The organism is Paenibacillus marinisediminis (genome assembly GCF_054343325.1).
On record NZ_JBTGUH010000013.1, the window covers coordinates 46,299 to 58,910 of the forward strand.

Annotated in this window: 15 protein-coding genes; all 15 read left to right on the top strand. The window is 45.5% G+C overall.

Annotated features, from left to right (window positions below; genetic code table 11):
• Positions 1 to 83 precede the first annotated feature (83 nt).
• Positions 84 to 731: a flagellar brake protein gene (locus tag ACXX53_RS20325; protein WP_458570520.1), complete on the top strand. Its 648-nt coding sequence runs from the start codon at positions 84 to 86 to the stop codon at positions 729 to 731.
• A 425-nt stretch (positions 732 to 1,156) separates the two neighbouring features.
• Positions 1,157 to 1,858 carry a (d)CMP kinase gene (gene cmk, locus ACXX53_RS20330; protein WP_458570521.1) on the top strand — a complete coding sequence of 234 codons (702 nt, stop codon included), beginning with the start codon at positions 1,157 to 1,159 and terminating at the stop codon, positions 1,856 to 1,858.
• 5 nt (positions 1,859 to 1,863) lie between these two features.
• Positions 1,864 to 2,454 (top strand): lysophospholipid acyltransferase family protein, encoded by a 591-nt coding sequence (locus tag ACXX53_RS20335; RefSeq protein WP_458570522.1) that lies wholly within the window; start codon positions 1,864 to 1,866, stop codon positions 2,452 to 2,454.
• A gap of 115 nt (positions 2,455 to 2,569) precedes the next feature.
• Positions 2,570 to 3,781 carry a 30S ribosomal protein S1 gene (rpsA, locus tag ACXX53_RS20340; protein ID WP_458570523.1) on the top strand — a complete coding sequence of 404 codons (1,212 nt, stop codon included), beginning with the start codon at positions 2,570 to 2,572 and terminating at the stop codon, positions 3,779 to 3,781.
• A gap of 83 nt (positions 3,782 to 3,864) precedes the next feature.
• A complete protein-coding gene (locus ACXX53_RS20345; protein ID WP_458570524.1) occupies positions 3,865 to 4,476 on the top strand; it encodes a hypothetical protein in 612 nt (203 codons plus the stop codon).
• A gap of 68 nt (positions 4,477 to 4,544) precedes the next feature.
• Positions 4,545 to 5,867, top strand: coding sequence for a ribosome biogenesis GTPase Der (gene der / locus ACXX53_RS20350; protein ID WP_458570525.1), 1,323 nt, complete (start codon positions 4,545 to 4,547; stop codon positions 5,865 to 5,867).
• A gap of 12 nt (positions 5,868 to 5,879) precedes the next feature.
• On the top strand, positions 5,880 to 6,494 hold the full coding sequence (gene plsY / locus ACXX53_RS20355; RefSeq protein ID WP_458570526.1) for a glycerol-3-phosphate 1-O-acyltransferase PlsY: 615 nt from the start codon (positions 5,880 to 5,882) through the stop codon (positions 6,492 to 6,494).
• Positions 6,484 to 7,515 (top strand): NAD(P)H-dependent glycerol-3-phosphate dehydrogenase, encoded by a 1,032-nt coding sequence (locus tag ACXX53_RS20360; protein WP_458570555.1) that lies wholly within the window; start codon positions 6,484 to 6,486, stop codon positions 7,513 to 7,515. Before plsY ends, ACXX53_RS20360 begins: the two co-directional genes overlap by 11 nt.
• 64 nt (positions 7,516 to 7,579) lie before the next feature.
• Positions 7,580 to 7,858, top strand: coding sequence for a stage VI sporulation protein F (locus ACXX53_RS20365; RefSeq protein WP_458570527.1), 279 nt, complete (start codon positions 7,580 to 7,582; stop codon positions 7,856 to 7,858).
• Between the two features lie 136 nt (positions 7,859 to 7,994).
• Positions 7,995 to 8,174, top strand: a complete 180-nt coding sequence (locus ACXX53_RS20370) for a DUF2768 family protein (RefSeq protein WP_458570528.1) — start codon at positions 7,995 to 7,997, stop codon at positions 8,172 to 8,174.
• Between the two features lie 12 nt (positions 8,175 to 8,186).
• Complete coding sequence (locus tag ACXX53_RS20375; RefSeq protein WP_458570529.1) at positions 8,187 to 8,486, top strand: 2Fe-2S iron-sulfur cluster-binding protein; 300 nt, start codon at positions 8,187 to 8,189, stop codon at positions 8,484 to 8,486.
• A 57-nt stretch (positions 8,487 to 8,543) separates the two neighbouring features.
• Positions 8,544 to 9,170, top strand: a complete 627-nt coding sequence (locus tag ACXX53_RS20380) for a hypothetical protein (RefSeq protein WP_458570530.1) — start codon at positions 8,544 to 8,546, stop codon at positions 9,168 to 9,170.
• The gene (locus ACXX53_RS20385) at positions 9,167 to 9,514 is read left to right on the top strand and encodes a 2Fe-2S iron-sulfur cluster-binding protein (protein WP_458570531.1); all 348 of its coding nucleotides are present in this window, start codon (positions 9,167 to 9,169) and stop codon (positions 9,512 to 9,514) included. The genes ACXX53_RS20380 and ACXX53_RS20385 overlap by 4 nt, the downstream gene beginning before the upstream one ends.
• Positions 9,508 to 10,257, top strand: coding sequence for a hypothetical protein (locus ACXX53_RS20390; protein ID WP_458570532.1), 750 nt, complete (start codon positions 9,508 to 9,510; stop codon positions 10,255 to 10,257). The genes ACXX53_RS20385 and ACXX53_RS20390 overlap by 7 nt, the downstream gene beginning before the upstream one ends.
• 319 nt (positions 10,258 to 10,576) lie before the next feature.
• The gene (locus tag ACXX53_RS20395) at positions 10,577 to 12,313 is read left to right on the top strand and encodes a methyl-accepting chemotaxis protein (RefSeq protein WP_458570533.1); all 1,737 of its coding nucleotides are present in this window, start codon (positions 10,577 to 10,579) and stop codon (positions 12,311 to 12,313) included.
• Positions 12,314 to 12,612 lie beyond the last annotated feature (299 nt).

Here is a 12,612-nt window from a genome sequence, read left to right on the forward strand (position 1 = left end):
GTTGTTCCTTAGTGGAATAACGGTCTTTTTTGTAGTGATATGTACGAATATGGTGATATAATCGAGAGGAGGGGGAGATTCGTATGTTGCCGAATATTAATGACGTACTGTATATATTGCCAGCATCTGCCGCGGATAAGCCTGAGTACAAGGCTCGCGTCTCGGAGTTGGACGAGACTCGTATATGGATAGAGGTGCCGCTTCAAGAGCAAACGAGAAAATTTGGATTATTCCATACAGGTGAAATTCTTGAGATTACATATATTCAACCGGACGGCATGAAGTGCCACTTTCTGACGAGCGTAGTCGGCAGTCGTCAAGATGGCATACGCATGCTTGCCTTGTCGAAGCCGGATCCAGAACATATTACAAAGATGCAGCGGAGATCGTTCCTGCGTGTGGACTCTTCATTAGAGCTTGCGATTCGTACGCCAGAGGATATCCGGTTTGTTGTCCATACCGAAGACATTAGCGGCGGCGGTGCTTCCTTTATTGCCGAGACCGCATGGGGGCTGCAAGAGCAGCAGCATTTATCCTGTTGGATCGTACTTCCATTTCGCAACGATGAGCTTGAATATGTTCAATTCAATGCTGAGATTGTTCGCATTCAGGCGAAAACGGACAAGCATTCTGTTGTCATGCTGAAGTTCTCTGAGATTAGTGAAGGCGATCAGCAGAAGGTGATTCGATACTGCTTCGAACGGCAATTGGAAGCTCGAAAACGCGTTTAAAGTCGTACATAAATCTCTGATAAATACCGCATACTAGCATCACCAATTAATGGAAGACGGTGGTCGGTTGAAACGGTCATTGCAAGAACAGCGTATGATAGCGAAATGGGACAGGATATGCACTGCTTTAAAGCGAATATGTATTGCAGCTGTGATTCTGTGTATACTGATCCAATGCTTGTTGCAAATACCCGCTCTTCGGCAGTGGATCATTCTAGTCGAACGCTTGGAAGGTGTTCCAATAATAACTCCTTAGCTAGTGAATAAAGCCTATTAAAACTAAAGATAATCGCAGGATGAGGATGCAGCTGTTTTGCAACACCTATTGAGGTGTGGTATAATTTACACGTCTGCAGGCACAGCCTGCTTTTTTATTGAATAGGCCTGAAATGTTGCGCTCATCTTGATGGAAGGAGTAAGACCTGTTGAATCAATCATTTCAGCATAACCATAATCGAATAAATATTGCCATCGACGGACCTGCAGGTGCAGGTAAAAGTACAGTTGCCCGTCATGTTGCTCGTGTATTAGGATATATATATATCGATACAGGCGCCATGTACCGTGCAGTCGCCTTACATATGCTGCGCGCAAATATTTTACCAGAACAGACAGATCGTGCGGTCCGAGAGATGAAGAATGTTCATATAGCGCTTAGACCCGGCCAAGAACGACAACTTGTACTGTTGAACGATGAAGATGTAACGGACGCCATTCGTACAGCGGATGTCAGCAAGTATGCATCGTTATTCGCCCAGATCGCCGAGGTTCGTGAACATCTTGTCGATATGCAGCGCAAGCTTGCTGCGAATAAAGGTGTCGTGATGGACGGTCGAGATATTGGAACGCAAGTGCTTCCTGACGCGGAGATGAAATGGTTTCTAACCGCTTCCGTCGAGGAACGTGCTAGAAGAAGATTCGCAGAGTGGAACGGTTCAGAAGCGATCACTCTGGAGGAACTCATGCGTGACATCGCAGAGCGTGACAAGCAGGACGAAACGCGCGCTATTTCTCCCTTACGACAGGCGCAAGACGCGGTACTGCTTGACTCTACCCATCTATCGGTGGAACAGATTGTTCAGCATATCGTTGATGAAGCCAAACTACAGATGGACGGTGAGCAATAGCCATTATGTTATATAGATTTTGTCGCGCAGTGTTGCGTATCCTATACCGGTTCTTCTTCCGCTTTGAAGCAAAGGGAACTGAACTTGTTCCGGACACAGGGGGAGTTGTACTGTGTTCGAATCATATCAGCTTATTGGATCCGCCATCCATTGGCATATTGCTTGAACGCAAAGTCAACTTCATGGCGAAGCAGGAGTTGTTCAAGATACCGGTGTTCGGTACATTGATCAGAGGATTAGGTGCTTTTCCTGTCAAGCGAGGCGGAGTAGGCAAAGAAACGATCAAGACGGCATTTAAGCTGCTCCAGAGCGGCGAGATCATGGGTATATTTCCAGAAGGAACTCGCAATATGGGAGGCGCTGCCGCTAAGAAGGGTGCGGCCATGATTGCTTTGAAGAGCGGCGCAGCAGTTGTTCCAGTAGCTGTATGCGGCAAGTATCGCTTGTTCCGCAAGACATACGTGGTATACGGACCTCCTATCGACATGTCAGATCTGCTGGCCAATAAAGACAGTGATATGCTGGAGCAGGCGACTGATCGGATCATGGATCGCATTCATACCATCATAAAGCAAGAAGAGATGAAACGTGTATAATTGTACGAATTGGTAGGATACTACAGGTATTATATTCGTTATTTAACTAGTTATTGTTATGGATTCTGCGTATTGCAGGTTTCTATAAATGGGTTTTATTTGAGGAGGTTATTTCATGTCCGAAGAAACAAATGTAAATGCATCTGCCGAAACGGCAAATCAAGAGGCTATGGAGAATATCATGTCTCTTAAAAAAGGAGATACCGTCAAAGGCACGATTGTCAAAATTGAAGACAACCAAGCTGTAGTAAGCATTGGATATAAATATGACGGTATTATTCCAATTCGTGAACTGTCTTCCGTATCTGCAGACAAAGCATCTGATCTAGTAGAACTAGGTCAAGAAGTTGAAGCTAAAGTTGTAACAGTTGACGATAATAAAGAGCGCCTAGTACTCTCCAAGCGCCAAGTAGATAGTGAATCCGCTTGGGAAGCCATGCAGAAGCACTTTGAAGACCAAGATGTGTTCGAAGTTACTGTCGCTGACGTAGTCAAAGGCGGAATAGTTGCAGATGTAGGCGTTCGCGCTTTCATTCCTGCTTCGATGGTAGAACGTCATTTTGTTGAGGATTTCTCTGATTATAAAGGCCGCACATTGCGTGTCAAAGTTAAAGAAGTAGATCGTGAGAACAACAAGCTGATTCTGTCCCAGAAGGACGTATTGGATGCGGAATTCGAGAGCAATAAGCAGCGCGTAATGGAGAGCCTGAAGGAAGGTCAAGAAATTGACGGTACAGTTCAGCGCTTGACTCAATTCGGCGCATTCGTCGATGTAGGCGGAGTCGACGGTTTGGTGCACGTTTCCGAATTGGCTTGGAGCCATGTTGAGAAGCCTTCTGATGTTGTACAAGAAGGTCAACAAGTGAAAGTTAAAGTGTTGAAAGTTGATCCTTCGAACGGTAAGATCAGCCTTAGCATGAAAGCGACACTGCCTGGTCCTTGGGAGCAATCTTCTGCTTCTGTCAACATCGGCGATGTGCTTACAGGTACAGTGAAGCGCTTGGTGAATTTCGGTGCATTCGTTGAAGTTGCGCCTGGCGTTGAAGGTCTGGTTCACATTTCCCAGATCTCCCACCGCCATATCGCAACTCCGTTCGAAGTTCTGAAAGAAGGACAAGAAGTTCAAGTGAAAGTGCTTGACTTCAATCCTGCTGAGAAGCGTATCAGCTTGAGCATTAAGGAAACGGAAGAAGCACCTGCTCCAACGGCTAAGCCAGAGAAGAAGATGAAGGAAGAATTGAACAATCCTAATGTTTCCTTAACAAAGCAGGCGATGAACGTTACGCTTGGCGAGCGTTTCGGCGATATCCTGAACAAATTGAAATAATTAACGCGGCGGCGGATCCTTCTGGGTCCGCCGTTTATTATATTCCCTCGAATCCCATACTAATGTAGATAAGGGGGGATATCATGATACCGGGAATGCTGTCTACGATCATCGTCATCTGCATCGGTATTCTTATCTTAAGCGGCTGGTGCGGCATCTTGTTTCGAGGCTATTCACCTTATACAATACTGACCGTGCTCCTCGTGTGGGCGCTGTGTGCGGGGCGTCAGTTTACGATTGGACAAGTGCAGCTTGATATGGCTTGGGCATTGTGGGTTGTTGCCGCTGCTATTGGTTTAGTGGTCTGCATCTATCACCAACATGATATATCGCTCAGCGCGCTTCTGTTGGGACATTTATTTTTGCTTGGATCCATCTGGTGTTTTGTGGAATTCTGGGAGGTCGCTGGATACACCAGACTGCCTAATATTCCATCTTGGTTGATCGCCATTGGTTTGGGTTTAATATGTGGTATGCTGTATGCGAATGTGCTTCGTCAATGGATCATCATAACGCTTAGCTTAGCGATTGGCGAGGGAATCGTACAATCTCGAACGCTTGAGGATTCGATCATCACTCTCGGCTCGCTGAACACGTTCGATGCTTGGTGGGTTGCTTTTGCTACAGCACGGGTTTTTGTCATATTTGTCGTGTATGTATTGCAAATGCCTCGCGCTAAAATCGATAATAGTTAGCCAAGCGGGTCATTTTTTGATATGATGTTGTACGTGTATATGTTTAAGATAATGAAGGAGTGAACTGCATGGCAAAACCCGTAGTTGCCATCGTCGGGCGGCCGAATGTCGGAAAGTCGACGATTTTTAACCGTATCATCGGCGACCGTTTGGCAATCGTGGAAGACAAACCTGGCGTAACTAGAGATAGAATATACGGAACAGGTGAATGGAACGGGAAGCCGTTCAGTATCATCGATACGGGCGGCATTGAGATCGACGGCGAGGATGTTATCCTGCGCTCTATTCGTATGCAAGCGGAACTCGCGATCGAAGAAGCGGATGTAATCGTGTTTATGTGCGATGCTAAGACTGGTGTTACACAGGCGGATGAAGAAGTGGCTCAGATCCTATTCCGTTCCGGCAAACCGGTCATCGTCGCTGTGAATAAAGTCGATAATTTGAATCGTATGGACGATGTGTATGAATTCTACAGCCTGGGATTCGGTGAACCAATCGCACTGTCCGGCTCCCATGGTACTGGAATTGGCGACCTTCTTGATGTCATAGTGGAGCAAATGCCAGACTTGACAGATGATGAATACGATGACGATGTGATTAAAGTGGCACTTATCGGTCGTCCGAACGTTGGAAAGTCTTCTCTGGTAAATGCGATTCTTGGTGAAGATCGGGTTATCGTCAGTGATATAGCGGGCACGACTCGCGATGCGATCGATACACCGTTCGAGAAGGATGGCCAGAAGTACGTTCTCATCGATACAGCTGGTATGCGCAAACGCGGCAAAGTGTATGAGACGACTGAGAAGTACAGTGTCATGCGCGCGATGAAAGCGATTGAACGCGCAGATGTCGTTCTAATTGTAATTAACGGTGAGGAAGGCATTATTGAACAAGATAAGCATGTAGCTGGCTACGCGCATGAAGCTGGAAAAGCGGCACTGTTTGTCGTCAATAAATGGGATGTAGTCGAGAAGGATGACAAGACGATGCATCAATTCGAAACATCGATTCGTGACCACTTCCTGTTTATGACCTATGCGCCGATCGTATTCTTGTCAGCTAAGACGAAGCAGCGTCTACATAAGTTGCTTCCGGTAATTGCGCACGTGGCTCAACAGCACGCTAAGCGCATTCCGACACATCTGTTGAACGATGTCATTGGAGATGCTGTTGCCTACAACCCGCCTCCAACAGATAAGGGCAGACGTTTGCGCATTAATTATGTAACCCAGGTTGCTGTGAAGCCGCCAACGTTGGTCGTATTCGTTAACGACCCATCGCTAATGCATTTCTCATATGAGCGCTACTTAGAGAACCGAATTCGGGCTTCATTTGACTTTGAAGGAACCCCATTGCGTCTCTTTACACGGCGTAAATCTGACGAGGGATAGGAGCGAGCGACAATGACGTTATCCTTCATTGCAATCGTCGGCTGTTACCTGCTTGGATCAATTAGCTTTAGTGTGCTGATTGCCAAGTGGGTAAAAGGCATCGATATCCGTAATCATGGCAGCGGCAACGCAGGGGCAACGAATACGCTGCGTGTTCTTGGTAAAGGTCCAGCTATTGGAGTACTGGCGTTAGATGTGCTTAAGGGTATTACGGCTGTACTGATTGGATATTTAGTGTCTGATGAATCTTGGGTTGCGGTCGCCTGCGGAATCGCTGCCATCATCGGACATAATTGGCCGATTTTCTTTCGATTTCGTGGAGGCAAGGGGATTGCGACGACAATTGGTGTACTAGCTTTACTAGCGTTCTATCCAGCTCTTATTGCAGGAATCATTGCGATTCTTTCTATTGTATGGAAGCGGTATGTTTCACTAGGCTCGCTATTGTTCACTGGATTAACACCAATATTCATCCTGCTGTTTAGAATGGATATGAGCATCTTTATCGGCAGCTTGCTTCTATGCTTATTTGCGTTCTATCGACATCGTACGAATATTATCAAGCTTATACAAGGGACGGAGAATAAGCTTGGATCGAATAAAGGGGGAGTATCTCGTGTCCGGTAAAGTAGCTGTATTTGTAGCCGGTAGTTGGGGGACCGCGCTTTGTCAGGTTCTGGCGGATAACGGCCATCAAGTGATGGTTTGGACTCGATCAGAACAACAAGCAGAGGAGATCAATACAAGGCATACAAATGCCAAATACTTGCCGGATATCAGGTTGCATCCTAACATACAAGCGACCACATCCGTTCAAGAGGTTATGGATGGCGCACAAGCTTGTGTCGTTGTCGCACCTTCGGCAGCGATGCGGCAGGTAGCTTCACAGATGAAACCTTATCTGACAGATGATATGTTCGTCGTACATGCGACAAAAGGCTTTGAGACGGAGACACTAGCTAGAATGTCGGAAGTGCTGGAATCGGAGCTGTCGTGTGGTATGGATCGAATTGCTGTCTTATCCGGCCCAAGCCACGCGGAAGAGGTCGTTCACAAGTGTCCAACGACAGTCGTCATTGCATCCACTTCAGTTACAACAGCTGAACGAGCACAAGACCTTTTCATGAACGACTCGTATTTCCGTGTGTACGTGAATACAGATGTACTTGGAGTGGAGCTTGCAGGTGCTTTAAAGAACATAATTGCTCTAGGAGCGGGAATGTCAGATGGCTTAGGCTTCGGAGATAATGCCAAGGCGGCGCTCATCACGAGAGGTTTAACCGAAATTGCGCGACTTGGTGTTGATCTCGGCGCCAATGTACTAACCTTTGCCGGCTTGGCTGGGGTTGGAGACTTAGTTGTTACTTCAACGAGCAAGCACAGCCGCAACTGGCGAGCAGGGTCGATGATTGGACAAGGCAAGCAGATAGATGATGTGCTATCAAGCATGGGAATGGTCGTCGAAGGGATCAGAACGACAAAGGCAACTCATTTCCTAGCACAGAAACATCATATCCAGATGCCAATAACGGATGTATTGTATCGTGTATTATTCGAAGGTCTTAACCCAAGGATTGCTGTTGAGCAGTTGATGGGTCGCGTCCGCAAACATGAGAATGAGGATGTTATCCAGACGGAATGGACCTAGTAGTCTCACCTCTATACCCGTATGCTCATACACTATACGGAGTATAGACACAAGGAGGGACGAAATGTCGAACAACAATATCCCCAAGGACGCATTAAATGCTATCAATAAAAAAATTAAGAAGCCAATAACCGAAAAGCAAATTAAAAAATTGGGCGAATCGGTGAAGCCGTCGACACTTGAGAATGAAACACAGCTTCGTCAGCTCATCAAACAAGTTGCGCAGATGGCTAATGTTCCGGTAACGGAATCAACAGTGAATGATATCGTGGCTGCAGTTAAAAAGAGCGGCGTAAATGCCAATTCGATGGAAGCATTAATGAAATTTATCTTGAAGAAGTAGATTGCACAGTCCCAGATTCATTCATACTGAAAGTATAAAGACGGCAAAGCCCGCTTGTAAGCGGACATTGTCGTCTTTTGTTTCCATAAGTCGGATGGTATAATAAGGTAGACTTTGGGGGATGGGAGACTTGGCAATGGACGCTTTAACTAAGATGTGGGTATCCTTAATCGGAATTGGCCTCATGGCGCTTTCTGCTTTAATCGTAGCTTTTGCTAGATATAAGACGAAAGGTTGGATTAGAAGCGTATTAACTTTTGTAGCGTTTATTTTGCTTCTTGCAGGTATGTTGTATGGCTTAATATCAATCATATAGAGGAGTGGCAGCATGGGAAAAACAGTATTAAGAGGATTGACTAAAGAAGTGGAGATTGAAACTCCTACAGGAGTTACTTTACTTCGCGCTGCGATTGATCAAGATGTGGATTGGAATCATAGATGCACGAAGGGGACATGCGCAAGATGCCGCTGTATCGTGGAGGAAGGCGCGCAGTATTTGGGTGAAGTAACGGATGCAGAATGGAACCGTTTAGAGGAAGGTGAGTTCGATCAAGGATATCGTCTCGCATGCCAAGCGGTGATTGAAACAGAAGGCGACATTCGTGCAACAAACAAGCCTTATATCTAATAGGTTTGCTTAGTAATGCCTTGATAATTATTTAAGACTGGATTGGAGTCCTACATGATGAATTGTACTGAGATGCCTAACTCCATTGTCCGCGCGCTACAGTGGCTGAGCGAACACAACGAGACACATGAAAAGTTTCTGCTTGGCGGCAGCTGCAGCCTGCTCTTGCAAGGTGTACATATGGCGAAGCCGCCGAGGGACATTGATATTTATGCTGATTCGCAAGAAGCTGCCACATTGCATAACTACTGGCGAGATGCTGCGATAGATGAACAGGAATGGAACGAGAGCAAGATCTATCGCTCATTATTAAGTCATTATGGGTGCTCTGACTCATCTGTTGAGCTTGTCGGACAATTTATCATCGCTACGGATTGGTGCCGCTATGAGACGAAGGTTACTACTGTTTTGTGGCAGCATCGCTCATCTGCTGAGCTGGATGGCGTAAGCATACCGTTAATGCCGCTATCTCACGAGCTTGTGTTCAATATATTGCGCGAACGTGAGGATCGGGTTGAAGCGATTGCCGGAGCTATGAGTGGGCATGTAGAGCAGCATGTAGACGCGATGAAGGCCGTACTAGAACAATGTGCTCCAACAAATGCGATAATCAATCAGCTTCAAGCGCTGCTGCCGGATCTCATGAATAGGCTAGCGTATGATAAGGAGCTGGATCACCTATGAGACTTGTTCGATTTCTTCCTGGAGAACAAGTAGTTGAAGCTAAGGCTGGAAGGTCGCTGCTGGATCTGGCGCAGCAATCCCGTATTCCGATAAGAACCCGCTGTTTAGGGAAAGCAGGTTGTTTGATGTGCAAGGTTGATGTGCAGGGTGAAGGAATAATGCCCCCTTCAGATGCGGAAAGACGCAAATTAGGCATCACGAAGAGCAACGGCTTGCGATTAGCCTGTCAGGCGAAGATCAATACATCGGGACCATGTGACTTGATCGTTACGATTCCAGAAGATCCGCTTAAAGCCGCCGTGCGAAAACAATTAGAGCAACAGGAGGATGACCGTTTGTGGTGAATATTAGGTTTAATCGAAGCAAAATCAATGGATTAGCATTAATAACGATTATCCTAATGATAAGCGGGCTGCTTCAAGGCTGTTTATATCCGAAGGAACTTCGAAAGGATAATCAAGCAGCGGTGAAGGACGGAATATTGCTCGTGCAGAATGCTGTGGATGAATATCAGAAGCTTGACGGCTTGCTACCGCTTATTAACGCAGATATGGAAACGCCTGAGTATGAAAAGTTTAAGGTGAATCTCAAGGAATTAGAAACTGCTGGACTGTTGAGCAGCATACCTCAGAATGCATTTGAGAACGGCGGCACAGATCAATACCTCATCTTGAATGAAGAAACGAATCCAACTGTAAGGGTGATGGATCTTGTAACCGCACAGCGTGCCAATGATTTGCAGCGGCTTATGGACCTGGCGAAGTCGAAGAAGGGGCAAGCGCCGCGAGGTGATGAGCTGTATCCTGGATATTATACGATTCCATTATCTGATATAGGAGCGCGCGACGTCACAGTGAAGAGTCCTTACAGCGGTGAACCGCTGCAGTTTATGATGGATGAGAAAGGTAACATTTATGTAGATTATGCACGAGATCTGATGCAAGCTATGGAACGGACCGCTGATCCAGCAGCTGCCAAGGAGCTGACTGATCTTCGCGAGATCTTAGTCGAGGTAGGTTTGTATTCACCAATTAAATCTGTGCCTTATATATGGAGAGATAATGCTCCGTGGCCGCAGACTACATAACGTTAAGATTTAAGCAGGGGCTGTCCCAGAAGTACTGGGGCAAGCCTCTTTTTTATGCTTTCGAAGTGATTGGCTGTACCTTTTATATTCATCAGAACCATTTTGTACGCAAAAAAATCTGTATTTCAATAAATAGATTGATGGTCAGAAAAACTGTGTCAGAACTGTGAAATTTGTCGATTTTTGGCGTAAAAATGAAGAAGAGGATTGTTGGGAATTGATGAATATATAAATTTATCATCTTAAAATGTCGATAAAGAAATGTTCGATATTGACTACTCAAAAATATAAATAATAGTGAGAGGAGCTGCTGTACTCTATGAAAAACACGAGTATAATTGTTAAACTAACAGTTGTTGTCGCCATATTGACTTTGGCGATGAACACGATTTACACCTATCGGACTTATAAGGAAGGTAAACTACATGAAGAAACTAGACTAATTACAGCGTTTGAAATATTGCAGCGCGAGATTAATCTAGAGGCAGACAACATCAAGGAATTGGATAACGCATTAAAAGAAGGTGGCGTTGAAGCTTACCTGAAGGATCAGAATGTTCTACGGTTTACGAAAGTATTAAGCAATATGAGCCATCATGGAATTATCGGAAATACATACATACTCTCAACGCATGAGGTTGAAAAAGACGGCAAGAAGTCTAATGTGTTACTTGCCGCCAATGATGACATGTTGAAGAGCGGCCACAAGATTGGTGAGCCTATGGAAAGATCAGAAGTAGCGTATCAACAATATAAAGCTGAAGGTTTAGGATTCAGCGGAGAATATGAGACTGATTCCGGCCAATGGATGACTATCTATTCTCCAATTAAGTCGGGGAATGAGACAGTCGCTATATTTGTACTTGATCTGAACAGTGGTCTAATCTCGAATGGACTTGATGCCATGCTGAAAGAAAACGTATTAGTTGGAATTGCGGTAAGCGTCATTTTCGTTGGACTGATTATTTGGTTTATTTATGCCATGATGCTCCCGTTAAAGAGACTTGCTAAAGCTGCTCATCTTGCTGCAGAAGGCGATCTTACAGTATCTGTTCCTGTCAAAACTAATGATGAGATTGGCCGCTTATCGGCAGGAGTCAATACGATGATCAGTCATATATCCGATCTCGTATCGAATGTGAAAAATACGGCGGATGATGTAACAGCATCAGCAGCGCAATTAGGCGCTATTGCGGATGAAACGTCTAATTCATCACAGCAAATATCCGTCTTCATGAAGAATGTGACGGATGGAGCAACTACAGCTACTCAAAGCACAGATGAGAGTAAAGTAGCGATGGATGAGATTGCTATAGGAATACAGCGTATTGCGGAGTCAACCTATCAAGTGTCAACAATCAGTGATGAAGCAGCAGAAGCAGCACAGATGGGCTTAGATAAGACGCGAGAGACGAAAGAGCAGATGGACAACATCAACATAACAGTAGAAGAATCTACTAATCTTACTCGTTCTTTATCTGCCAAAACATCAGAGATGGAGCAGATTGTCGGTATTATTGCCAATATTGCAGCTCAAACGAATCTGCTGGCGCTAAATGCTTCAATTGAGGCGGCAAGAGCAGGGGAACATGGCAAAGGCTTCGGTGTTGTAGCATCTGAAGTACGTAAGCTTGCTGAGCAGACACAAGCTTCGACAGAGCAAATCGCTGAAACGCTGCAATCATTCCTACAGGTTACGGATCAATTGTCTCACTCTATGGAGAAGAGTACAGCTTCAGTAGAGCATGGAGCGAAGGTCGTCCTTGCTTCCAGTGAAAGCTTCCAGGAACTATGGCATCATGTCGTTGCTGTGAATGAGCAGATTCAGGAAGTGTCCGCAGTAGCTCAGCAGATGTCAGCAGGCAGTGAAGAAGTGGCTGCATCTGTCGATAATTTGGCTGTATTGGTAGGCAACAGCGCAGTTAATGCTGAGGAAGCGGCTAATCAAGCAAGTGTGCAGTTGAACACGATAGACAGCTTGATTCAATCTTCTACTGAACTGCGTGAGAAGATGAAGCAGCTGCAGAATGAGATCAGCGTATTTAAGCTGAAATAAATAACATTACCGATACTGGCGTGCTTTGTGCACGTCAGTTTTTTTGTGTTCACGATGTATAATGCGAGAACTATGATCATATACCTTTGCAGGAAGGCATTGGATAAGTGCATGTGAAGGAGCGTTGTGGCTCTGTATTGCTGCAACTAGTAAATTTGTAAAAAAAAGTTTGTCCTGTCGTCATATTTGGTCCGCTCTCTCAATATGATGTTACTAGTCCTAGCATGTACGAGTTGCGTCGCAATACATATGTTCGACGTTCTAGCTCGGCGGCGACACTGGCGACAACGGCAAGAGTT